The 21,642-nt window shown below is 72.0% G+C and carries 20 protein-coding genes and 1 tRNA gene; 10 read left to right on the top strand and 11 right to left on the bottom strand.

Translation table 11 applies throughout. The annotated features are described in order from the left end of the window. The first annotated feature begins 1 nt into the window (after position 1). Complete coding sequence (locus ACZ7KX_RS09280) at positions 2–571, top strand: GNAT family N-acetyltransferase (RefSeq protein ID WP_470325958.1); 570 nt, start codon at positions 2–4, stop codon at positions 569–571. 76 nt (positions 572–647) lie between these two features. On the opposite strand, the gene ACZ7KX_RS09275 is transcribed toward ACZ7KX_RS09280, so the two are convergent. Beyond that, on the bottom strand, positions 648–1,703 hold the full coding sequence (locus ACZ7KX_RS09275; protein WP_470325957.1) for an aldo/keto reductase: 1,056 nt from the start codon (positions 1,701–1,703) through the stop codon (positions 648–650). Positions 1,704–2,052: 349 nt separating this feature from the next. On the opposite strand from ACZ7KX_RS09275, the gene ACZ7KX_RS09270 reads away from it, so the two are divergent. Continuing rightward, entirely contained in the window at positions 2,053–2,946 is an 894-nt protein-coding gene (locus tag ACZ7KX_RS09270) for a class I SAM-dependent methyltransferase (RefSeq protein ID WP_470325956.1), read from the top strand. Between the two features lie 114 nt (positions 2,947–3,060). After that, complete coding sequence (gene cutA, locus ACZ7KX_RS09265) at positions 3,061–3,390, top strand: divalent-cation tolerance protein CutA (RefSeq protein WP_470325955.1); 330 nt, start codon at positions 3,061–3,063, stop codon at positions 3,388–3,390. 18 nt (positions 3,391–3,408) lie between these two features. On the opposite strand, the gene ACZ7KX_RS09260 is transcribed toward cutA, so the two are convergent. Beyond that, positions 3,409–4,059 (bottom strand): response regulator transcription factor, encoded by a 651-nt coding sequence (locus ACZ7KX_RS09260; protein WP_350523745.1) that lies wholly within the window; start codon positions 4,057–4,059, stop codon positions 3,409–3,411. Next, positions 4,023–5,366, bottom strand: coding sequence for a sensor histidine kinase (locus tag ACZ7KX_RS09255; protein WP_470325954.1), 1,344 nt, complete (start codon positions 5,364–5,366; stop codon positions 4,023–4,025). Before ACZ7KX_RS09255 ends, ACZ7KX_RS09260 begins: the two co-directional genes overlap by 37 nt. Positions 5,367–5,620: 254 nt before the next feature. Between ACZ7KX_RS09255 and ACZ7KX_RS09250 the strand changes: the two genes are divergently transcribed. Then, complete coding sequence (locus ACZ7KX_RS09250) at positions 5,621–7,648, top strand: serine hydrolase domain-containing protein (RefSeq protein WP_470325953.1); 2,028 nt, start codon at positions 5,621–5,623, stop codon at positions 7,646–7,648. A gap of 117 nt (positions 7,649–7,765) precedes the next feature. Here the strand turns inward: ACZ7KX_RS09250 and metG are convergent, their stop codons facing one another. The 3 genes from metG to ACZ7KX_RS09235 form a co-directional block, all read right to left on the bottom strand. Continuing rightward, a complete protein-coding gene (metG, locus tag ACZ7KX_RS09245) occupies positions 7,766–9,499 on the bottom strand; it encodes a methionine--tRNA ligase (RefSeq protein WP_470325952.1) in 1,734 nt (577 codons plus the stop codon). A 139-nt stretch (positions 9,500–9,638) separates the two neighbouring features. Then, the gene (locus ACZ7KX_RS09240) at positions 9,639–9,839 is read right to left on the bottom strand and encodes a DUF397 domain-containing protein (RefSeq protein WP_470325951.1); all 201 of its coding nucleotides are present in this window, start codon (positions 9,837–9,839) and stop codon (positions 9,639–9,641) included. Beyond that, positions 9,836–10,684, bottom strand: coding sequence for a helix-turn-helix domain-containing protein (locus ACZ7KX_RS09235; RefSeq protein WP_470325950.1), 849 nt, complete (start codon positions 10,682–10,684; stop codon positions 9,836–9,838). The genes ACZ7KX_RS09240 and ACZ7KX_RS09235 overlap by 4 nt, the downstream gene beginning before the upstream one ends. Before the next feature lie 325 nt (positions 10,685–11,009). Here ACZ7KX_RS09235 and ACZ7KX_RS09230 point away from each other — a divergent pair, with 325 nt between their 5' ends. After that, positions 11,010–11,165, top strand: a complete 156-nt coding sequence (locus ACZ7KX_RS09230) for a hypothetical protein (protein ID WP_470325949.1) — start codon at positions 11,010–11,012, stop codon at positions 11,163–11,165. A 107-nt stretch (positions 11,166–11,272) separates the two neighbouring features. Here the strand turns inward: ACZ7KX_RS09230 and ACZ7KX_RS09225 are convergent, their stop codons facing one another. After that, the gene (locus ACZ7KX_RS09225; protein ID WP_470325948.1) at positions 11,273–11,875 is read right to left on the bottom strand and encodes a GNAT family N-acetyltransferase; all 603 of its coding nucleotides are present in this window, start codon (positions 11,873–11,875) and stop codon (positions 11,273–11,275) included. Positions 11,876–12,025: 150 nt separating this feature from the next. After that, a complete protein-coding gene (locus tag ACZ7KX_RS09220; protein ID WP_350523753.1) occupies positions 12,026–13,309 on the bottom strand; it encodes an adenylosuccinate synthase in 1,284 nt (427 codons plus the stop codon). A gap of 126 nt (positions 13,310–13,435) precedes the next feature. Here ACZ7KX_RS09220 and ACZ7KX_RS09215 point away from each other — a divergent pair, with 126 nt between their 5' ends. The 3 genes from ACZ7KX_RS09215 (at position 13,436) to purM (ending at position 17,295) form a co-directional block, all read left to right on the top strand. Then, positions 13,436–14,281 (top strand): diacylglycerol kinase family protein, encoded by an 846-nt coding sequence (locus ACZ7KX_RS09215; protein ID WP_470325947.1) that lies wholly within the window; start codon positions 13,436–13,438, stop codon positions 14,279–14,281. A gap of 242 nt (positions 14,282–14,523) precedes the next feature. Then, positions 14,524–16,107 carry an amidophosphoribosyltransferase gene (purF, locus tag ACZ7KX_RS09210; RefSeq protein WP_470325946.1) on the top strand — a complete coding sequence of 528 codons (1,584 nt, stop codon included), beginning with the start codon at positions 14,524–14,526 and terminating at the stop codon, positions 16,105–16,107. A 99-nt stretch (positions 16,108–16,206) separates the two neighbouring features. Then, positions 16,207–17,295, top strand: coding sequence for a phosphoribosylformylglycinamidine cyclo-ligase (purM, locus tag ACZ7KX_RS09205; RefSeq protein ID WP_470325945.1), 1,089 nt, complete (start codon positions 16,207–16,209; stop codon positions 17,293–17,295). 158 nt (positions 17,296–17,453) lie between these two features. On the opposite strand, the gene ACZ7KX_RS09200 is transcribed toward purM, so the two are convergent. Together ACZ7KX_RS09200 and ACZ7KX_RS09195 are read right to left on the bottom strand one after the other, a co-directional pair. Further along, positions 17,454–17,711 (bottom strand): DUF3073 domain-containing protein, encoded by a 258-nt coding sequence (locus ACZ7KX_RS09200; protein ID WP_350523757.1) that lies wholly within the window; start codon positions 17,709–17,711, stop codon positions 17,454–17,456. A 384-nt stretch (positions 17,712–18,095) separates the two neighbouring features. Continuing rightward, positions 18,096–19,253 carry a Glu/Leu/Phe/Val dehydrogenase dimerization domain-containing protein gene (locus ACZ7KX_RS09195; protein WP_470325944.1) on the bottom strand — a complete coding sequence of 386 codons (1,158 nt, stop codon included), beginning with the start codon at positions 19,251–19,253 and terminating at the stop codon, positions 18,096–18,098. Positions 19,254–19,460: 207 nt separating this feature from the next. Between ACZ7KX_RS09195 and ACZ7KX_RS09190 the strand changes: the two genes are divergently transcribed. Next, positions 19,461–20,396, top strand: a complete 936-nt coding sequence (locus ACZ7KX_RS09190) for a DUF8083 family protein (protein WP_470325943.1) — start codon at positions 19,461–19,463, stop codon at positions 20,394–20,396. Between the two features lie 487 nt (positions 20,397–20,883). Next, entirely contained in the window at positions 20,884–21,090 is a 207-nt protein-coding gene (bldC, locus tag ACZ7KX_RS09185) for a developmental transcriptional regulator BldC (protein ID WP_014137253.1), read from the top strand. A gap of 349 nt (positions 21,091–21,439) precedes the next feature. Here the strand turns inward: bldC and ACZ7KX_RS09180 are convergent. Then, positions 21,440–21,513: transfer RNA gene (locus ACZ7KX_RS09180), tRNA-Asp, on the bottom strand. Positions 21,514–21,642: the final 129 nt, after the last annotated feature.

Raw genomic sequence — 21,642 nt, 5'->3', positions numbered from 1 at the left:
CATGACAGACCTCGAAGAACGCGCCAGTGTCGTCGCGTCCGACTCTCCGCAGTCCGGGGCGGGAGTGCTGGTCAGACCGCGCCGCGGTGACGACCTGGTCGCCTGCGTCCGGGTGCTGGACGACGTCCACCGCGCCGACGGGTACCCCGTCGAATGGCCCGACCGCCCCGGCGCCTGGCTCACCCCGGACGGCCTGCTGGCCGCCTGGATCGCCGAGTCGGACGGCCGGCTCGCCGGCCACGTCGGCCTCACCCGCAGCGCCCCGGGTGACCTCGCCCCCACCCGGTGGAGCCACCGCACCGGCGGCCGTCCGGAACTCGCCGCCGTGATCGGCCGGCTCTTCGTCGACCCCGCGGCGCGCGGCCACCACATCGGCGCCCGCCTGCTCGCCTGCGCCGTGGCGCACGCGCGGGCGCTCGGCCTGCACCCCGTCCTCGACGTCCTGGCCACCGACACCGCGGCCGTGGCCCTCTACCGCCGCCTCGGCTGGACCCACCTCGGCAGCGGTGAGCAGCAGTGGCCCTCCGGCCGCACGGTCACCGTCCACTCCTTCGCCGCCCCGCGGGGGTAGCACCCGCCCGGCCGTGGCCGACCCGTCCGTCCCGCCCGTCCGTCCCGCCCGGCCGCTCCGGCCGGGCTGGACGCGGTCAGGCGGCAGAGCGGTCGGAGACGGGACGGCGGCGGAGGGCCGGGGTGGTCAGGGACGGGGGCTGCCAGGCGCCGTCGGCCCGGTAGAGGTCGGTGCCGGGCGGGACGATGGCGTCGATCCGGTCGAGGACGGCGTCGTCCAGGACCAGGTCGGCGGCCTTGAGGCCGGATTCGAGCTGCTCCGCGGTGCGCGGGCCGATGATCACCGAGGTGACCGCCGGGTGGGCCAGGGGGAAGGCCACGGCCAGCTCGGGCAGGGTGCGGCCGAGCTCCTCGGCGAGGGCGGTGAAGGCCTCGACGGCCTCCAGTTTGGCGGCCGTGGCGGGCAGCTCCGGGTCGAAGCGGCCCGGGTTGATGGCGGCGCGGCCCTGGGTGAGGTCCACCGGGCGGCCCTTGCGGTAGCGGCCGGTGAGGAAGCCGCCGGCGAGCGGGCCCCAGGTCAGCGCACCCATGCCGAGCCGCTGGACCACCGGCAGCACGTCGCGCTCGACGCCCCGGGCGAGCAGCGAGTACGGCGGCTGCTCGGTGCGGAAGCGCGGCAGCGCGCGGTGCTCGGCGACGTGGTGCGCGTCCACGATCTGTTCGGCCGGGAAGGTCGAACAGCCGAAGGCGCGGATCTTGCCCGCCCGGACGAGGTCGCCCAGGGCGGAGAGGGTCTCCTCTATGTCGGTGGTGTGGTCCGGCCGGTGGATCTGGTACAGGTCGATCCGGTCGGTCCGCAGCCGGCGCAGGCTCTCCTCGACCTCGTGGACGATCCAGCGCCGTGAGTTGCCGCCCCGGTTGCGGCCCTCGCCCATCGGGAAGTGCGCCTTGGTGGCGAGCACGATCCCGTCGCGGTCGCCGCGGGCGGCCAGCGCCTTGCCGACGATCTCCTCGGATTCGCCCGCCGAGTAGATGTCGGCGGTGTCGATGAAGTTGATCCCCCGGTCGATCGCGGTGTGGATGATCCGGGCGCAGTCGTCGTGGTCGGGGTTGCCGATGGAGCCGAACATCATCGTGCCGAGGCAGTAGGCGCTCACCTCGATGCCGGTGCCGCCGAGGACGCGGTAGCGCATGGTGGGGCTCCCCCTTGTGGTGGGTCGGTGGTGCGTCAGTGATCCGTCAGAGACTAGGAGTTGGAGTGCGCTCCAAGGCAAGGGGTGTCGGCGGATCGCTCTGCTGGTGGTGCGTTCAGCGGGGCGGCGCTGTTCGGCGTGGCCCGGCTGGGCCGGGTGGTCGCCGGGGTGGGGCGGCGTACGACCCGATTTGCTGGGGTGGCAACAAAGCTTGCCGTCGGGTGGGGGGTGGTCGCAGCCTGGCGGAGGAGGGCCGCGGACGGGCACCGCGCCCCCACCGCGCGTCCGGCGCCGCGGTGCCCGCGTGAGCGGGGGAGGCCTTCGGCACCCACGAACGGAGAGATCGGACATGACCTCGCACCACCACCAGCACGGACACCGGCACGGCCACGGGAACGTCCCCGCCGCCGACTTCGACTGGGACGCGCTCGCCGCGCACCTGGAGCACGAGGCCGACCTGCGCGCCGGCGCGGTCACCGAGGCCGCGCGGTGGCTGTCCGGCCTGGCCGGCGACGGGACGGCCGGCGCCGTCCGGAGGATCCTCGACGTCGGCAGCGGGCCCGGGGTGATCGCCGGCATCCTGGCGGACACCTTCACCACGGCCGAGGTGGTGGCCGTCGACCAGTCGGCCGCCCTGCTGGAGCGCGCCCGGACCCGCTCCGGCGGCCGGCTGGGCACCCGGCAGGTCGATCTGCCCGCCGAGTTCGACAAGCTCGGCGAGGCCGACCTGATCTGGTCCGGCAACGCGATCCACCACCTGGGCGACCAGCAGGCCGCGCTCGCCTCCCTCGCCGGGGTGCTGCGGCCGGGCGGACTGCTCGCCGTCGCCGAGCGCGGCCTGCCCGCGCGCTTCCTGCCCCGGGACTTCGGCCTCGGCCGGCCCGGGTTCCAGGCCCGGCTGGACGCGGCGCACGAGGACGGCTTCAGCACCATGCGGGCCGAACTGCCGGGCAGCACCGCGGAGATCGAGGACTGGCCGGCCATGCTGGAGCGCGCCGGTCTGACCCCGAGCGGCACCCGTACCTTCCTGGTCGACCGCCCCGCCCCGCTCGACCGCCCCACCCGGGAGTACCTGCACACCCAGCTCCGCCGCCTGCACGACCAGCTCGCCGACAGCCTCCTCCCGGAGGACCGCGACACCCTCGAAGCCCTCCTCGACGAGGAGGCCCCCACCGGCATCCTCCACCGTCCGGACGCCTTCTACCTCTCCGCCATGACCGTCCACACGGCCCGCCGGGCCTGACCGCCGCCGCCCGGTGGCGGCCGCCCCGAAGGGCAGCCGCCACCGGGCCGCCACCACCGGACGGCCGCTCCGCACGGGCCTTCCGGCCGGCGGGGGCCGGGATACCGTCGGGGCATGACAGCGAGCGAGCAGCGCTTCGTCGTGGTGACCACCACCCACGAGAGCGAGGAGCAGGCCCGGGCCCTGGCGTCCGCCGTGGTGCGGGAGCGGCTGGCGGCCTGCGCCCAGGTGTACCCCGTGCGGTCGGTGTACTGGTGGGAGGGCGAGGTGCAGGACGCCGAGGAGTGGCGGATCGACCTCAAGACCCGGGCCGGACTGGCCGACCGGCTCGGCGACTTCGTCGCCGGGCGGCACTCGTACGCGACGCCCGAGGTGATTGCCGTACCGGTGGTGGCCGGCAGTCCCGGCTACCTGGACTGGCTGGCCGCGGAGACGGCCGGGTAGCGCGGCTCACGCGCCGGATCAGGGCGCGACGTCCAGGAAGGCCAGCACCGCGAGCACCCGCCGGTGGTCCTCCTCGGAGGGCGGCAGGTCGAGCTTGAGGAAGATGTTGGCGGTGTGCTTCTTCACCGCCCGCTCGGTGATCACCATCCGCTCGGCGATCGCCCCGTTCGAGCGGCCCTCGGCCATCAGCTCCAGCACCTCGCGCTCGCGCGGCGTCAGCCGGTCCAGCGGCTTCGTGCGTTCGGTGTTGCTGACCAGCATGGCGATCACCTTCGGGTCCAGTGCGGTGCCGCCGGCCGCCACCCGTCGGACCGTCGCCACGAACTCGTCGGGGTCGAAGACCCGGTCCTTCAGCAGGTAGCCGATCGCGCCGCTGCCGTCGGCGAGCAACTCCTTGGCGTAGAGCTGCTCGACGTACTGGGAGAGCACGAGCACCGGCAGCCCGGGGATCCGCCGCCGCGCCTCCAGGGCGGCCTGCAGGCCCTCGTCGGTGAACGTCGGGGGCAGCCGCACGTCGACGACGGCCACGTCCGGGCGCTCGGTGAGGAGGGCCTGCAGGAGGTCCGGTCCGGTGTCCACCGCGGCCACGACCTCGAAGTCGTAGGCCTGCAGCAGCCGGACCAGACCGTCCCTCAGGAGGAAGAGGTCCTCGGCGAGGACAACTCGCACGGCAGCTCCATCGTCAGGGTCGTGGGGCCGCCGAGCGGACTGCGGACGGCCAGGACGCCGTCGAAGGTAGCAAGCCGCCGTTCGATGCCGCGCAGTCCGGTGCCGCGCGAGGGGTCGGCGCCGCCGGCGCCGTCGTCGGTCACCTGGGCCTTCAGCAGCCCGTCCTCGTGCCAGAGTTGGACGTCGACCCGGGCGGCGCCGGAGTGCTTCGCGGCGTTGGTGAGCGCTTCGGAGACGGCGAAGTAGAAGGCCGACTCGACCGGCGGCTCGGCGCGGCCCGGCAGTTCGGCGGAGACCGTCGCGTTCAGCGGGCTGTTCATGCCCAACGCCCGTACGGCGTCGGCGAGTCCGCGATCGGCCAGGACCGGCGGGTGGATGCCGCGGACCAGGTCGCGCAGTTCGTCGAGGGCGCTGGCGGAGGCCTGCCTGGTCTCGGCGAGCAGCTGCTTGGCGGCCTGCGGGTCGCGCTCGACCAGCCGCTCGGCGACGCCCAGGTTCATCCCCATGGCCACCAGCCGGGCCTGCGCGCCGTCGTGCAGGTCCCGTTCGATCCGGCGCAGTTCGGCCGCCTGGGTGGTCAGCGCGTCGCGCCGGGTCTCGGTCAGGTGGGCGACCTTGCGCTGGGCGGCCAGGGCCTCGGCACGGGGGCTCGGACCGAGCAGGGACTTGGCGAGCGCGGTGTGGGCGCGCAGCACGGCGGGCGCGACGGCCAGGCCGGCCAGCGCGAGCGGGACGGCGAACACGGCGGAGAGCCGGCCGCTCGCGGCGTCGGTCACGTGGATCCACAGGTACCAGGTGCTGCCGCCGGCCGAGACGATCGGCTCCCAGAGCCACGGCAGCAGCAGGCCGAACGCACCCCAGAGCACCAGCCCGATCGGGACCAGCGCCAGCCCGGCGCCGATCGCCGGGTCGACCACCAGCCAGGCGAGGTCCCGCCAGGTCGCCGGGTCGGCCAGCAGCGCCAGGCAGCGCTTCCAGTCGCCGCGGAAGCCCGGTTCGGCCTCGGGCTGCGGCAGGTACGGGTCGGGGATCCGCACGCCGGACCACCGCTCGGCCAGCTCCCGCCGCATCCCGGCGAGCCGGCGGACCAGCATCGCGGTCGGCACCACCAGCAGCGCGCCCACGCCGAGGCCCAGCAGGCTCGCGGTGACGGACACGGCGACGGACAGCAGCAGCTGCGGGAGTGCGAACCAGGACAGCGCCGCGCTGCGCAGCATGTCCCGTACGCCGCTGCGCAGGAAGTCGATCGGGTCCCTCCGGGTGTCGCGCTCGTCGTTCCCGACCGTGGTGCCGTTGGTGCCGTCCATGACCGTTCCTCCCCCTCGGTGCCGGCCTCGCGGCCGCCGTCCCTGCCCTTCGGTCACCCAGACTGCCGTACTCCCCCGGGGGGGATCACTGGTCCCCGGACCCCTGTCGGGGGTACCTGGGTACACCCCCCGATCGACGCCCAGGGACCATGCCACGGCTTCCGGCCCCCGGCCTAGTGTCCTGGCATCGGGAAGCGGCCCGCCACGGGGTCTCCGAGCTTCCACAACCACGCCTTCCGTCCATGGAGTTCGCCATGCCCAAGCGCCCCGCCGCCCGTCGTCCGCTGATCCGCCTGATCCTGGTCCTGGCCGCCCTCGGCCTCTTCCTCTACGGCCTCACCCCGGCCCACGCGGCCGGCGGGTCCGGCGCCGGGCCGGCGGCGGGTGGCGCCGGTTCGGCGACGGGTGGCTCCGGTGCACCCGCACCGCCGGACACCGCCGCGGTCAGGGCCCTCTTCGACCGGCTCGTCCCGCAGTTGCTCGCCGACCACCGGATCCCGGGCGCCGCGGTGACCGTGGTGGCCGGCGGGCACGAGGTCTTCTCAGGCGGCTACGGCGTGGCCGAGGTGCGGACCGGCAAGCCGGTCGACCCGGCCCGGACCGCCTTCTTCATGGGCTCCGACGCCAAGGTCTTCACCGCGATCGCCGTCCTCCAGCAGGTCGGGGCAGGGAAGTTGGACCTGCACGCCGACGTCAACCGCTACCTGACCGGCTTCCGGATCAGGGACGGCTATCCCGGCCGGCCGGTCACCGTGGAGAACCTGCTCACCCACACCGGCGGCTTCGACGACACCTTCATGGGCCTCGCCGAGGCCGGCCCCGAGCACACCGGGAGCCTCGGCGCCTCGCTCGCCGCCCACCAGCCCGACCGGGTCCGGCCCCCCGGCACCGCCGCGGCGTACGACAACTACGGTGTGGCGCTCGCCGGTTACCTGGTCGAGGTGGTCTCCGGACAGCCCTTCGACCAGTACGTCGCCGAGCACCTCCTGCAGCCCCTCGGCATGGACCGCACCACCTTCACCCAGCCCCACCCGGCCGCCGTCGACGCCGAACTCGCCCACGGCTACCGCCCCGAGGGCGACGGCCAGACCGAGACCAAGGGGCTCTACGGCCCCTGGACCCCGACCGGCGCCGCCGCCGTCACCACCGCCGCCGACATGGCCAAGCTGCTGGTCGCCCAGCTCCCGCAGGGCGGTGCGGACGGCCGGCGGATCCTCGACCCGGCGATGGCCGCCCAGCTGCTCGCCCGCCACTACGGCCCCGACCCGCGGCTGTCCGGCATGGCCTACCTGCTCGAACAGCGCACCCGCAACGGCGAGCAGCTGCTGGTCAAGGACGGTGACGTGCCCGGCTTCCACAGCAACCTGGCGCTGCTGCCGCAGCGCGGCGTCGGCCTCTACGTGACGCTCAACGGCGACGGCACCGACTCGACCGGCGGCTGGGCCACCCAGCAGGTGCTCAACGCCTTCGTCGACCGCTTCTACCCGGCCGCCCCGGCCGCCGCGACCGCGCCCGTCACCGGCGGGCTGGACGCCTACACCGGCGACTACCGCTCCACCCGCACCAGCCACTCCGAACTGACCAGGGCCGCCGCCCTGACGGCCTCCCTGCACGTCACCGCGGAGCACGGCCGGCTCACCGTCACCGGTCCGGTCGGCCGCGACCCGCAGGTGAGCGAGACGCACTGGGAGCAGATCGAGCCCGGCCTGTTCCAGGAGGTCGGCGGCACGGCGCGGATCGCCTTCCGGGCAGGCTCCGACGGCGACATCGTCTCCCTGCTCACCGACTCCGACCCGACCATCGCCTTCGAGCGGCTCTCCTGGTACCAGGCGCCCGGTCTGCACCGGCTGATCGCGGTCGGCAGCCTGACCGTCCTCGTGCTGACCCTGATCGGCTGGCCGGTGGCCGCGGCGGTCCGCCTGGTGCGGCGCAGGGGCCGCGCCGACCGGCCCGCCGTCCGTCTGCTCGGCTGGGCCGCCGGGGCGCTGCTGGTCGCCGCCACCGGCTGCTTCGCCCTGCTGACGGCGGACTCCAACGCGCTCAACCAGACGCTGTTCCTGGCCGACTCGCCGCTGCTGACCGTGGTCCCGGTGCTGGTCGTGACCGCCCTGGTGCTCACCCTCGGGATGGCGCTCTGCGCGGTGCTGGCCTGGCGCGGGCGCTGGTGGACCCTGTTCGGCCGGCTGCACTACACCGGGCTGACGCTGTCGGCGCTGCTCTTCCTGCTCCTCGCCGGGGCGTACGACCTCACCGGGACCGGCGCGCTGGACCTGATCGGCTGACCGGCCGGTCGCGCCTTCGGACGGAGGTCGCAGCCGGGAGGAGGCCCGGGTGGAGGCCGCACCGGACGCGGCGGGGCCCGGAGGTGATCCTCCGGGCCCCGCCGCGTCGTGCCGTCCTCAGGCCTCCGAGCCGCCGAAGCGCGCCGTCCAGGCCGCCAGGTCCTCGTCCGTGATCTTGGCGAACAGCACCGGCGGCACGGTGAACGCCGTCCCGGCCGGCACCAGGTCCAGTGCCCGCGCCTCCTCGCGGCCCACCCAGCTGCGGGTGGCCGCCGGGGAGTCCGCGGGCAGCGCGAACGCCCCGCGCATGGCCGCCGCCGCGGCCGGGATGAACGGCTCGGACACCACCGCGTACAGGTGGATCAGGTTCATCGCCGTGCGCAGGGTGAGCGCCGCCGCCTCCGGGTCGGTCTTCACCTGCAGCCAGGGCGCCTTCTCGTCCAGGTAGGCGTTGCCGGCGCTCCACAGCGCGCGCAGCGCCTGCGCCGCCTTGCGGAAGTTGAGGGCGTCCAGCTGCGTCTCGTACTCGGCGAGCAGCCCGGCGACCTGGTCGCCGAGGCGCTGCTCGGCATCGCCGGCCGGGTGGCCGCCGGGGACGTCGTCGCCGAAGCGCTTGCGGCTGAAGGTGAGCACCCGGTTGACGAAGTTGCCGAGGGTGTCGGCGAGGTCCTTGTTGACCACCGAGGCGAAGAGGTCCCAGGTGAAGCTGGAGTCGTCCGACTCGGGCGCGTGCGCCATCATGAAGTAGCGCCAGTAGTCGGCGGGCAGCAGTTCCAGTGCGACGTCGCTGAAGATGCCGCGCTTCTGGCTGGTGGAGAACTTCCCGCCGTAGTACGTCAGCCAGTTGAAGGCCTTGACGTAGTCGACCGTCTTCCACGGGCGGCGCGAGCCGAGGATCGTCGCCGGGAACATCACCGTGTGGAACGGGACGTTGTCCTTGCCCATGAACTCGGTGTAGCGGACGGTCTCGTCGGCCTCGTACCACCAGGACTTCCAGTCCCGCAGCTGCCCGGCCGGGGCGGCGTCCGCCCACTCCTTGGTGGCGCCGATGTACTCGATCGGGGCGTCGAACCAGACGTAGAACACCTTGCCCTCGGCGGCCAGTTCGGGCCACACGTCGGCGGGAACCGGGACGCCCCACTCCAGGTCGCGGGTGATCGCGCGGTCCTGCAGGCCCTCGGTCAGCCACTTGCGGGCGATCGAGGAGGCCAGCACCGGCCACTCGTCACCGTGCGCGGCGACCCAGGCCTCGACCTCCTCGGTCAGCTTCGACTGGAGCAGGAACAGGTGCCTGGTCTCCCGGACCTCCAGGTCGGAGCTGCCGCTGATCGCCGAGCGCGGCTCCAGCAGGTCGGTCGGGTCCAGCACCCGGGTGCAGTTCTCGCACTGGTCGCCGCGCGCCTTGTCGTAGCCGCAGTGCGGGCAGGTGCCGACGATGTAGCGGTCCGGCAGGAAGCGTCCGTCGGCGTTGGAGTACACCTGGCGGATCGCGCGCTCCTCGATGAAGCCGTTGCGCTGCAGCTCGCGGGCGATCTCCTGGGTGATCTCCCGGTTCTGCGGCGAGGAGCTGCGGCCGAAGTGGTCGAAGGAGAGCCCGAAGCCGTCGTACACCGCCTTCTGCGCGTCGTGCGCCCGGGCGCAGAACTCGGCGACCGGCAGCCCGGCGTCCTTGGCGGCCAGCTCGGCGGGGGTGCCGTGCTCGTCGGTGGCGCAGATGAACAGCACGTCGTGGCCGCGCCGGCGCAGGTAGCGGGAGTAGACGTCCGCCGGGAGCATGGACCCGACCATGTTGCCCAGGTGCTTGATCCCGTTGATGTAGGGAAGGGCGCTGGTGATCAGGTGCCGAGCCATCCTCGGATGCTCCGATTTCTCCCGCACGCGCACCCCACCCGGGGTGCTGTGCCAGGCGCAGGGGTCCACTGTGGGCTGCCAAGCCTACCGCCGCCGCGGGTCCGGACGGCCGCCGTCACGTCCGGGTCGACGGCCGGCGTCACGGCCGGGAGAGGTCGCCGTACCGGTCGAACTCCCCGGCCTTCACCCCGCGCACGAAGGCGGCCCACTTGCGCGGCGTGGTGCGCACGACCACCTCGGGCAGGTCCGACTCGCGGATCTCCACCAGCCCGCCCGCCGCCCTGACCTCGACGCAGTCGGTACTCTCTCCGCTGGCCGACGCCTTGCGCCACATGCTCATGAGAAGTCTTTCCGTAAGGTCCGGATGAAGTCCCGGGACTCGTCCGGCCCGAGCGCGATCGCCGCGGTCTTCTCCTTGATCCGGCGGTAGGAGTCCAATTCCGCTTCGGAGTGCACGAACTTCGGACCGTGGGAGAGGTCGATCTGGACGGTGTCGAGCTCCGGGACCGGCCCGCGGGCGAGGTAGAGGCTCTCCCCGGACCCCGTGTAGGTGGGGACGCTGAACGGGATCACCCGGATCTCCACCCCGGGCCGCTCGGAATTCTCCGACAGGCTGCGCAACTGCTCGCGCAGCACTTCCGGACCGCCGAACTGCATGCGCAGGGCGGACTCGTGCAGGAATGCGCTGTACGGCTTCGGGTGGTCGACGAAGATCTGCTGGCGCCGAATCCGGAATGCCCTCCGGACGTCCGCCTCCTGCCGGTACTGCGGGGGGAGGCGCTCGAACACCGCGGCGGCGTACGCCGGGGTCTGCAACAGGCCGGGGATGAAGGTGCTGTTCAGGATGGACAGGGAGGCCGCGTGGTGCTCCATCTCCGCGATGTCGATGATCGCGCTGGGCAGCCGGCCGCGGTAACTGTCCCACCAGTACTTGCGCCGGTCCTGCGTCATCGCGAGCAGCGCGTCGAGGTACGGGCCCTCCTCGCAGCCGCAGGTGTGGGCCCAGATCCGCAGGCGCTCGGCGCTGATGCCCGACTTCCCGTTCTCCATCTGGGAGATCTTGGGCAGGTCGGTGCCGATGGTGGCGGCCAGGGTCTTGGGCGTCACGCCCACGTGTTCGCGCATCTTGCGCAACTCGATCCCGAGGCGCTGCTGGCGCACGGTCGGCGACAAGCGGGGTGGCATGACTCTCTTCTCCGGATCGCGGCTGCGGTCGATGCTTCCGGTGAAGTGTGCCGCGCATACCGGGGCCTAGCTACCGAAATGGGGGATACCCCACGATGGAGTGAACGTTCTCTCGCTCGGTAGCAACTCTGGCACCCTGACCCTATGGTCGTCCGTGTCACTCACTGACTTGTTGCCGTCTAAACAAGCGCCAATCAGCCGTAATTACACACCAGATGCATGGTCACGGCACCCGACATCACCGACCGGAGACAGCCATGCCCCTTCCCTCGCCTCTCCGTCTTCCCCGACGTCCCCACCCTTCCCGCCGCATTTCCGTATCCCCGTGAATGCGCTCCTGGTCGCCGCATTGTCCGTACTCCTCCTCGCCGTCCTTTTCGTCGGCTGGCTGGTCTGGCTGGTCACCCAACAGCCCCGCGAACCCCGCCCGGCGAAGCGCGGGATCGCGGCCGGCCATTCCGTCGGCGGCGAGCGGAAATAGCGGCCGGTCCGCCGCCCTGTTCCTCGCCGACGACGGCACCCTGACCGCCCTGCCGGCGGCCTGATCCGCCGTCGGTCCGGCCGGCGGTCCCGTCGTCGGCCCAGCGGTCAGCCCCGCGAAAGCCGGTCCTCCAGGCGGGACTTGGCGGGCGGCCACTCGTCGGCGAGCATCGAGAAGTAGGCGCTGTCCCGCCAGGTGCCGGTGGGGCGCAGGCGGTGGCGGCGGAGGACGCCCTCGAACTGTGCGCCGAGGCGCAGGATCGCCGTGCGGGAGCGCTCGTTGAGGGCGTCGGTCTTCCAGAAGACGCGTCCCGTGCCCAGGTCCTCGAAGGCGTGGGTGAGCAGCAGCAGCTTGGCCTCGGTGTTGACCGCGGTGCGCCACACCGAGCGGGCGTAGAGGGTGCCGCCGATCTCGACGGACTCGTCCGCGGCGCTGAAGTCGTGGTAGCCGGTGATGCCGACGGCGGTGCCGCTCGCGAGGTCGACGGCGGTGAAGTGCACCGATGTGCCGGCGGCGGCTTCCGCGATGCGGGCGTCGAGGATCCTGCCGAGCTCCTCCTCGGAGGCGGGCGGGAGGGTCATGGTCCAGCGCCAGACCTCGGGGTCGGAGCCGACGGTGGCCCAGAGGTCGGCGAGGTGGCGGCGTTCCAGCGGCTCCAGGCGGATGTGGCGGCCGGTGAGGGTGACGGGCGTGGGCAGCTTCGCGGTCATGATCCGAACGTAGCGCCGCTCTGCACTAGATGCAATAGGTTTATGCACTAGTGCAAACGCCCTGGCGTGGGGCAAAGCAGAGGGCCCCGCGGGACGAATCCCGCGGGGCCCTCCGGTGATCGAGCGGCGATCAGGCTCGGGCGATCAGGCTCAGATGAACGAGTTGATCTGGATCGTCTCGTCCCGGCCCGGGCCGACGCCGATGGCGGAGATCGGCGCGCCCGACATCTCCTCCAGCGCCTTCACGTACGCCTGGGCGTTCTTCGGCAGCTCGGCGAAGGACTTGGCCTTGCTGATGTCCTCGCTCCAGCCCGGCAGCGTCTCGTAGATCGGCTTGGCGTGGTGGAAGTCCGACTGGTTGTAGGGGAGTTCCTCGACCCGCTTGCCGTCGATCTCGTACGCGACGCAGACCGGGATCTGCTCCCAGCCGGTCAGCACGTCGAGCTTGGTGAGGAAGAAGTCGGTGAGGCCGTTGACCCGGGTCGCGTAGCGCGCGATGACGGCGTCGAACCAGCCGCAGCGGCGGTCGCGGCCGGTGGTGACACCGCGCTCGCCGCCGATCCGGCGCAGCGCCTCGCCGTCCGCGTCGAACAGCTCGGTCGGGAACGGGCCGGAGCCGACGCGGGTGGTGTAGGCCTTCAGGATGCCGATGACCCGGTCGATCTTGGTGGGGCCGATGCCGGCGCCGGTGCAGGCGCCGCCCGCGGTCGGGTTCGACGAGGTCACGAAGGGGTAGGTGCCATGGTCGACGTCGAGCAGGGTGCCCTGGCCGCCCTCCAGCAGGACGACCTTGTTCGCCTTCAGCGCCTCGTCCAGGACGAGGGTGGTGTCGGCGAGGAACGGCTTGATCTTCTCCGCGTAGCCCAGGTACTCCTCGACCACCAGGTCGGCCGGGATGGTGCGGCGGTTGTACAGCTTGACCAGGATCTGGTTCTTGTCGTGCAGCGCCGCCTCGATCTTCTGGCGCAGGATCGACTCGTCGAACAGGTCCTGGACCCGGATGCCGACGCGGTTGATCTTGTCCGCGTAGGTCGGGCCGATGCCGCGGCCGGTGGTGCCGATCCGGCGCTTGCCGAGGAAGCGCTCGGTGACCTTGTCCAGGGTCCGGTGGTACGGCGTGATCAGGTGGGCGTTGCCCGAGACCAGCAGCTTGGAGGTGTCGATGCCGCGCTCGTTGAGGCCGGCCAGCTCGGAGAGCAGCACGGCCGGGTCGATCACGACGCCGTTGCCGATCACCGGCGTGACGTTCGGGCTGAGGATTCCGGAGGGGAGCAGGTGCAGGGCGTACTTCTGGTCGCCGATGACCACCGTGTGTCCGGCGTTGTTGCCGCCCTGGTAGCGGACGACGTAGTCGACGGAGCCGCCGAGGAGGTCGGTGGCCTTCCCCTTGCCCTCGTCCCCCCACTGAGCGCCAACGAGCACGAGTGCCGGCACAGGCGTACACCCCTTCCGGTTGGGGCATCCTGCGTAGGCCGCAGTCTGCCCCGAGATAGACGAAGCCCCTGGCGCAATGGCGCAAGGGGCTCTTGCACCGAGAGATTACCTGAGGAAGGACCGGTCGTGTCGTCCCTGTCCACGCCTGCTACCGGCGGCTCCGAGCCGCTCCTGCTGCTCCTCGACCCGGTGGCCCGGCAGACCGACGGCGAGTCGGTGCGGATCGCGAGGGACGTGCTCTGCGGGGGCGCGGACGTCAAGGTGGTCTACCCGGAGAACTCTTCCGAACTCGACCGGGTGCTTTCGCACCGGGGTCGGCGGCGACCGGTGGTGATCGGTTCCGACCTCGCGTTGCAGCGGGTGCTGCAGGCGCTGCATCGGCAGCGTGAGCTGGGCGCGGAACCGGTGGGGATGGTTCCGGTCGGTCGCACGGAGGAGCTGGCGGCGGCCCGCGCGCTCGGCGTGCCGGGGGAGCCGGTGCGGGCCGCGCGGGCGGTGCTGTCGGGTGCGCCGCGCCGGCTGGACCTGCTGGTGGACGACGGCGGCGGGGTGGCGCTGGGCGGGGTGCGGATCACCGGCGGCGGCGCGCGCCGGCTGGTGAGCCGTACGGGTGGCTGGCGTTCGCTATGGGCGAAACTGGCTGCGGCCGAGCAGGCGAACGCACTCACTCCGGAGAGCGCCGACCGCAGCCCGCGGGTCCGGGTCGAGGCCGACGGCCGGCTGCTCGCCGACGTCCACCGCCCGGTCCGGCTGGTCCAGGTCAGCCTGCCGTCCGGCGCCTCGGACGGCACGGGCGAGATGGAGGTCGTGGTCCGGGTCTCCGGCGCCCTGGTGCGCGCCCGGGCGGCGAGCGTCTCGGTGGCCGGCCGGGGATTCGGCTACGAGGCGGACGGCCACCCGGTCGGCCCGGTCCGCGCCCGGACCTGGACGGTGCGCCCGGGCGCCTGGGGACTGCTGCTCCCGGCCGCGTGAAGCCCCGGTGAACGCCGGGTGAGCAGGCTCACGTTCCGCTGCACCCCGATACCCGCCGCTCCGCACACGGAACTCCCCAACAGGCGCGAACCACAAGGCCAACCGCCACCCGCAGGAATTCCGCCGGGCCGAAATCCCCACCCCGTAAGGGGTTTTGTCTACGCGCGTTACTCGTCGACCGCCCGACAATCCCGGCATCCCGGGTTCCGGAAGCCCGTGCCAACTGCCCTAGACTCGAAGGCGTGCCACGTGGTGACGGAAGACTCAACCACGATCTTCTTCCCGGCGAGAAAGGCCCCCAGGACGCTTGCGGCGTCTTCGGTGTCTGGGCTCCCGGCGAGGAGGTCGCCAAGCTCACGTTCTTCGGCCTTTACGCCCTGCAGCACCGCGGTCAGGAATCCGCGGGCATCGCAGTGAGCAACGGCTCCCAGATTCTCGTCTTCAAGGACATGGGACTCGTCTCCCAAGTCTTCGACGAGGCCTCCCTGGGGTCGTTGCACGGGCATATCGCCGTCGGACACGCCCGCTACTCGACCACCGGTTCCTCGGTCTGGGAGAACGCCCAGCCGACTTTCCGGGCGACCGTGCACGGTTCGCTGGCCCTCGGGCACAACGGAAACCTGGTGAACACCGCCGAACTGGCGGCCATGGTCGCCGACCTGCCCGGCGAGGAGCACGTCTCGCGCTCCGGCCGGACGGCGGCGACCAACGACACCGACCTGGTGACGGCGCTGCTCGCCGGCCACCCGGACCTCTCCATCGAGGAGACGGCCAAGGTCGTGCTGCCCAAGGTCAAGGGCGCGTTCTCGCTCGTCTTCATGGACGAGCACACCCTCTACGCCGCCCGCGACCCGCAGGGCATCCGCCCGCTGGTGCTCGGCCGGCTGGAGCGCGGCTGGGTGGTCGCCTCCGAGACGGCGGCGCTCGACATCTGCGGCGCCTCCTTCATCCGCGAGGTCGAGCCCGGCGAGCTCATCGCCATCGACGAGAACGGCATGCGCACCTCCCGCTTCGCGGAGGCCAAGCCCAAGGGCTGCGTGTTCGAGTACGTCTACCTGGCCCGCCCCGACACCTCCATCGCCGGCCGCAACGTGCACCTCTCCCGCGTGGAGATGGGCCGCCGCCTGGCGAAGGAGGCCCCGGTCGAGGCCGACCTGGTGATAGCGACGCCCGAGTCCGGCACCCCCGCCGCGATCGGTTACGCCGAGGCCAGCGGCATCCCGTACGGCTCCGGCCTGGTGAAGAACGCATACGTGGGCCGCACTTTCATCCAGCCCAGCCAGACCATCCGCCAGCTCGGCATCCGCCTCAAGCTCAACCCGCTGCGCGAGGTCATCCAGGGCAAGCGCCTGGTGGTCGTGGACGACTCGATCGTCCGCGGCAACACCCAGCGCGCGCTGGTGAAGATGCTGCGCGAGGCCGGCGCCGCCGAGGTGCACATCCGGATCTCCTCGCCGCCGGTGAAGTGGCCCTGCTTCTTCGGCATCGACTTCGCCACCCGCGCGGAGCTGATCGCCAACGGCATGACCATCGAGGAGATCGGGCGCACCCTCGGTGCCGACTCGCTCTCCTACATCTCGATCGACGGCATGATCGAGGCCACCAAGCAGCCCAAGGACAAGCTCTGCCGGGCCTGCTTCGACGGCGAGTACCCGATGGAGCTGCCGGACCCGGCGCTGCTCGGGAAGCTCCTGCTGGAGGCCGAGATCAAGGGCGGCCAGCAGCAGCCGGCCGTCCGCGGCAAGCCGACCAGCGGCAGCGACCTGGACGGCGTCCAGTCGCTGCTCGGCGGGGCGGGCGCGGCCGACGCGCTGCGCCGCCCGTAGTGACTCAGGTGGGGTCCCGGAACCCGGGGCCCCACCGTCGTTCCAGCCCCCGCTGTTCCGAACCACCCCCCCCACCTGACCCGGAAGGGCCGCACCGCAGTGACCAGCTCCAACCAGAACGGCGCCACCTACGCCGCCGCCGGTGTCGACATCGAGGCGGGCGACCGCGCCGTCGAGCTCATGAAGCAGTGGGTGAAGAAGGCCAACCGCCCCGAGGTGGTCGGCGGTCTCGGCGGCTTCGCCGGCCTGTTCGACGTCTCCGCCTTCAAGAACTACGAGCGCCCGCTGCTGGCCTCGGCCACCGACGGCGTGGGGACCAAGGTGGCCATCGCGGCCGCCATGGACAAGCACGACACCATCGGCCACGACCTGGTCGGCATGGTCGTCGACGACCTGGTGGTGTGCGGCGCCGAGCCGCTGTTCATGACCGACTACATCTGCGTCGGCAAGGTCGTCCCGGAGCGGGTCGCCTCGATCGTCAAGGGCATCGCCGAGGGCTGCGCGCTGGCCGGCTGCGCCCTGGTCGGCGGCGAGACCGCCGAGCACCCCGGCCTGCTGGGCCCGGACGAGTACGACGTGGCGGGCGCCGGCACCGGTGTCGTCGAGGCCGACGCGCTGCTCGGTGCGGACCGGGTCCGGGCCGGCGACGTGGTCATCGCGATGGCGGCCTCCGGCCTGCACTCCAACGGCTACTCGCTGGTGCGCCACGTGCTGCTCAACGAGGCCGGCTGGAAGCTGGACCGCAAGGTCGAGGAGTTCGGCCGCACCCTCGGCGAGGAGCTGCTGGAGCCGACCCGGATCTACTCGCTGGACTGCCTGGCGCTCACCCGCGCCACCGAGGTCCACGCGTTCTCGCACGTCACCGGCGGCGGCCTGGCGGCCAACCTGGCCCGGGTCATCCCGGACGGCCTGCACGCCCGCCTGGACCGCGGCACCTGGACCCCGCTGCCGGTCTTCCGGACCGTCGCCGAGGTCGGCAACGTGGCCACCCTGGAGATCGAGAAGACGCTCAACATGGGCGTCGGCATGGTCGCGGTCGTCCCGCCGCACTCGGTGGACGCCGTGCTGTCGATCCTGGAGGACCGCGGCGTCGAGGCCTGGCTGCTCGGCGACATCGTCGAGCGCACCGACGAGCACGAGGGCGGCGCGGCCCTCTACAACGCCTACGAGGGCTTCCGGACGGTCTGATCCGGACCGGACGACGAGAGGGCCCCTCCGGTCGCCGGAGGGGCCCTCTCGCATCCCGTGGAGGTCGTCCGACGGCCGGCGCGGACCCTTCCCGTCAGCGGGAACGCCGAAGACCGGCCCGGCGCCCAGGCGCCCGGACCGGTCCGGCGAAGCGGTTGTTACGAGCGGCGGGAGGCCTGCGAGGCCCCGGTGCCCGGCTCGTTGTCGTCCTCGTCGTCGAGGTCGGCGTAGCGGGCGGCGTACTCCGCGTACGGGTCGTCGTCCTCCTCCTCCTCGATCGGCTCAGGGTCGATCGAAGCGGTGGACGGCGATACGCCCAGCTCGTTGGACAGACGGTTAGCGTCGAACCCGCCGCTGTTGTACTTCAGCTCGCGGGCGACCTTCGTCTGCTTGGCCTTGGCCCGGCCGCGCCCCATGGGTCGACCCCCTCAACGATGGGGCTCACGGCCCCGAGTCTGACACGTGTTCATGATCAGGACCGGCCTGCCCGAATGGGAGGACCGTCCCTTGGAGCATTAACGGTACCTGTTTCCGCCGCTGGACGGTACGTCGTCGGTGTGACGTGGCGCGCACCGACCGCACCCGAGACCAGGTCTTCCCAGGTCAGGGGAGGTTTTGCGGCGATTTGCGCGCTGTCCAGAGGTGTCTTGGGTCCGTCGTTCCAGGACCGATTATCCCCCCTTAGGGGGCGTCGGATCACCCGATCGGGCGCAGAAGTGAGAATCCGGTTCCACATCGTGATGCGCGGGGGGCCGCGGTGGCAGCCCCCCGCGCATCCGGGGTCGGTCGCGGCGGCGGGATCAGCCGCGGCGGGCACCCGGGAGCAGGACGGTGCGCAGCGCGCTGATCTCGCGCATCCGCTTCTCGGCCAGGCGGTCGGCGGCGACCGCCGGCGGGATGCCGTCGGCGGCGGCCCGGGTGAAGATCTCCAGGGTGGTGTCGAAGATCTTGGTGGCCTTGTTCTTGGCGCGCTCGAAGTTGAAGCCGTCGATCTCGTCGGCGACCTGGATGACGCCGCCCGAGTTCACCAGGTAGTCGGGGGCGTAGAGGATGCCGCGGTCGGCGAGGTCCTTCTCGACGCCGGGGTGGGCCAGCTGGTTGTTGGCCGCGCCGCAGACGATCGAGGTGCCGAACTCGCCCAGCGCGGCGACGACGGAGTCGGTCAGCGCACCGCCGAGGGCGCAGGGGGCGTAGACGTCCAGCTTGGCCCGGAGCAGGGCGTCGGTGTCGGCGACGACCTCCACGTCCGGGTGGGCCGCGCGCACGCGGTTGACGGCGGCCTCGAAGGGGTCGGTGACGACGACGGTGGCGCCGTCCGCGACCAGGTGGCCGACCAGGTAGTGGCCGACCTTGCCGACGCCCGCGACGCCGACCCGCTTGCCGCGCAGCGTCGGCTGGCCCCAGCGCGCCTGGGCGGTGGCGCGCATGCCCTGGAAGACGCCGAAGGCGGTCAGGATGGACGAGTCGCCGGCGCCGCCGTGCTCGGGCGAGCGGCCGGTCACGAACTCGGTCTCGCGCGCGATGACGTCCATGTCCTGGACGTAGGTGCCCACGTCGCAGGCGGTGATGTAGCGGCCGCGCAGGGACTCGACGAAGCGGCCGTAGGCCCGGAGCATCGCCTCGTTCTTGTCCTTGTTCGGGTCGCCGATGATGACGGCCTTGCCGCCGCCGAGGTCCAGCCCGGCCAGCGCGTTCTTGTAGGACATGCCGCGGGAGAGGTTCAGCGCGTCCTCCAGCGCCGCCTCCTCGGAGGCGTACGGGAAGAAGCGGGTGCCGCCGAGGGCCGGGCCCAGGGCGGTGGAGTGGATGGCGATGACGGCCTTCAGGCCCGAGCTGCGGTCGTGGCACAGGACGACCTGCTCGTGGCCGTCGCCGGGGGCGCCGTCCTGTTCGGTACGGAAGATCCTGCTGAGCACGCCGGGTGCGGGGTGCGAGGCGGGGGTCTGTACGTCGGTCACTGTGGTGACTCCAGTATCGAAGGCCCGCTGCTGTGGTGCGGGCGCCTAAGGCGAAGCGTAGTCGGGTGCGCGCCTCGGATCCGCCCTCTTGTCCGAGCTTGTGCCGGTTGTCCGAGGGGTGAGACGAAAGGGGGTGCACGGTCGGGGTGCGAACGGTTCGGGGTCGCGCCCTCCCGGGCCCGCGCGGCCCGTGCGACCATGCAGGACGTGACCGTCGTGCGTACTGCCGTACAGCCGCCCTACGCCGCCCACCTGCGGGTCTACGAGCCGCTGGCCGCCTACCCGGAGCCCGAGCGGGCGCGCTGGCAGGTCTACGCGGCGGAGCGCGGGCCGGACGCCGGGGAGGCGGCGCAGCCGGTCGCGGCGGCGGTGCTGGAGGAGCAGCGGGAGGCGCTCGCGGAGCTGGTCGCGCGGACGCCCCGGGCGCTGCCGGAGCGGGAGAGCGGGCGGGCGTACCTGCGGGTGGTGGACGGCGTGCTGTACGTCTGCCCGTGGGCGACCAGGCTGCGCAGCTGGCAGGCGCTGGAGGAGCTGCGGGCCGGGGCGCCGGTGGCACTGCTGGACACCGCGCTGCCGCCCGCGACCCGGGCGGCCGCGGAGGCGGACCGGGAGCGCTGGCGGGCGGAGCACCCGGACGCCCGGCCGTGGATCCTCACCAGCCGCTGGGAGGTGCCGGTGCGCTGGTTCCTGCCGTTCGGGGACGAGGATCGCTGCTTCGTGCCCGGCGGTGCGGCGGCGCCGGGCGGTGGGGTGCCGGGCGGTGAGGTGCCGGGAGGCGAGGGGGAGCGGGGCGGCCGGCCGGCCGCACTGTTCTACTTGGTGCCGATGGCCCAGGCGCGCCGACGGGTGGCGCGGGCCTACCGGGCGCTGCGCGAGGCGGTGCCGGAGGGGGAGCTGGCACGGGGGGCGGAGCGGGTCGGGCGGTGGCTGGAGGAGTTCCATCCGCGCTCGCTGGTGGAACTGGACTACGGGGGGCTGGTGCATCTGCTGGGGCCGGAGCGGTTGTTGGCGGACCGTTCGGCGGGGGAGCTGGAGGAGGGCCTGCGCGCACTGCGGGCGGGGGACACCGCGGAGGCGCTGCGGGTCCACGAGGAACTGACGGTGCGGTGGCGGCGGGTGCTGGCGTTGCGGTACGCGAACTGACGTCCGACCGCCCGTGTATGACTGTAAGAGTCCTACGGACCGCAGCGCCGATGACCAAGGTCCCGGTTCGGGTCAATAGCTGCCGAACGTGACACTACTCACCGTTGACGCGAACTTACCCCTATGTGCAAAAATGGGACAACCAGCCCAACTTCACGTGAGCGTGCCCACTTTTGGGTGGTTCTGGAGTCGATGCGTGCTTTGCGGGGAAACGGAGGGTCTGGTCCCTTCGTAACCGGACGTCATCGTCGCGTGACTGTCCGTTATGGGGTGGTCCATCGCCATCCGTCGGCCTTGAACCCGTGAGGGGTCAATTTTGGCGGTTTGGTCGATAGGGCTGGACGGATGGTGTAGTTGTAGACACCAGGACAAGCCGTTCGTCCTATAACCGACTCGGCCCGTCTATGCCATTTCGGGCATCGCGGGCCAAGGTGCAGAATTTGAAGGATAGAACCGCCCTGGTTCGGTTCTCCCGAGGAGGCCGCTCATGACCGCTCGTACCCCTGATGCTGAGCCGCTGCTGACGCCGGCAGAGGTTGCCACCATGTTCCGCGTGGACCCGAAGACGGTCACCCGCTGGGCCAAGGCCGGCAAGCTGACGTCGATTCGCACGCTCGGCGGTCACCGCCGTTACCGTGAGGCGGAGGTGCGCGCTCTGCTGGCCGGGATTCCGGCTCAGCGCACTGAGGCCTGATAGGCCAAAGGCTCTTTAAAGGGGCCGCTTACCGGACTCCGCCGGGTCCGGTAAGCGGCCCCTTTTGTCGTACCCGCGCGCGCCCGCCGGTCTGTCGGAATGCTGAACTCCGGATAACGATTTGATGCATGAGGGGCGGGGGGGATTTACAGTGAATAGAAGTGCAATTTTACATATTAAATTAAGGGTTCCTTGGGCGGGGTGTGCCGCACCCGGTTTTCGGGGAGGGCCGGTGACGACCGTCACGCGCTCCGTCACTTGTGGGACGTGGCCGGTCCGGGGTAGTGGGGCCGGACGGCAAAAAGCGAGAGGCCCGGAACCTGACGGTTCCGGGCCTCTCGCACTGCGGCGATCCCGACGGGACTTGAACCCGCGACCTCCACCTTGACAGGGTGGCGAGCTAACCAACTGCTCCACGGGACCAGAGTTTTCTGATCTCGTTCACTCGCTTGCCGCGCTGCGAACAAGACAGACTCTAGCCCATGGTGGGCCCCCAGGTCGAACTGGCTCCTGAAGGCCCACCCGCAGCTCAGGGGGCTGCCCCGCGGCCCG

Source organism: Kitasatospora sp. NPDC038210 (genome assembly GCF_055600605.1).
Note: the sequence above shows the minus strand (reverse complement) of the source record. Positions and strands in the feature narration are given on the sequence as shown.

Excerpts from the sequence above, each read along its gene's own strand:
- ACZ7KX_RS09280 (WP_470325958.1), top strand. The coding sequence starts at position 2 with ATGACAGACCTCGAAGAACGCGCCAGTGTCGTCGCGTCCGACTCTCCG.
- ACZ7KX_RS09275 (WP_470325957.1), bottom strand. The coding sequence starts at position 1,703 with ATGCGCTACCGCGTCCTCGGCGGCACCGGCATCGAGGTGAGCGCCTAC.
- ACZ7KX_RS09270 (WP_470325956.1), top strand. The coding sequence starts at position 2,053 with ATGACCTCGCACCACCACCAGCACGGACACCGGCACGGCCACGGGAAC.
- cutA (WP_470325955.1), top strand. The coding sequence starts at position 3,061 with ATGACAGCGAGCGAGCAGCGCTTCGTCGTGGTGACCACCACCCACGAG.
- ACZ7KX_RS09255 (WP_470325954.1), bottom strand. The coding sequence starts at position 5,366 with ATGGACGGCACCAACGGCACCACGGTCGGGAACGACGAGCGCGACACC.
- ACZ7KX_RS09250 (WP_470325953.1), top strand. The coding sequence starts at position 5,621 with ATGCCCAAGCGCCCCGCCGCCCGTCGTCCGCTGATCCGCCTGATCCTG.
- metG (WP_470325952.1), bottom strand. The coding sequence starts at position 9,499 with ATGGCTCGGCACCTGATCACCAGCGCCCTTCCCTACATCAACGGGATC.
- ACZ7KX_RS09240 (WP_470325951.1), bottom strand. The coding sequence starts at position 9,839 with ATGAGCATGTGGCGCAAGGCGTCGGCCAGCGGAGAGAGTACCGACTGC.
- ACZ7KX_RS09235 (WP_470325950.1), bottom strand. The coding sequence starts at position 10,684 with ATGCCACCCCGCTTGTCGCCGACCGTGCGCCAGCAGCGCCTCGGGATC.
- ACZ7KX_RS09225 (WP_470325948.1), bottom strand. The coding sequence starts at position 11,875 with ATGACCGCGAAGCTGCCCACGCCCGTCACCCTCACCGGCCGCCACATC.
- ACZ7KX_RS09200 (WP_350523757.1), bottom strand. The coding sequence starts at position 17,711 with ATGGGGCGCGGCCGGGCCAAGGCCAAGCAGACGAAGGTCGCCCGCGAG.
- bldC (WP_014137253.1), top strand. The coding sequence starts at position 20,884 with ATGACCGCTCGTACCCCTGATGCTGAGCCGCTGCTGACGCCGGCAGAG.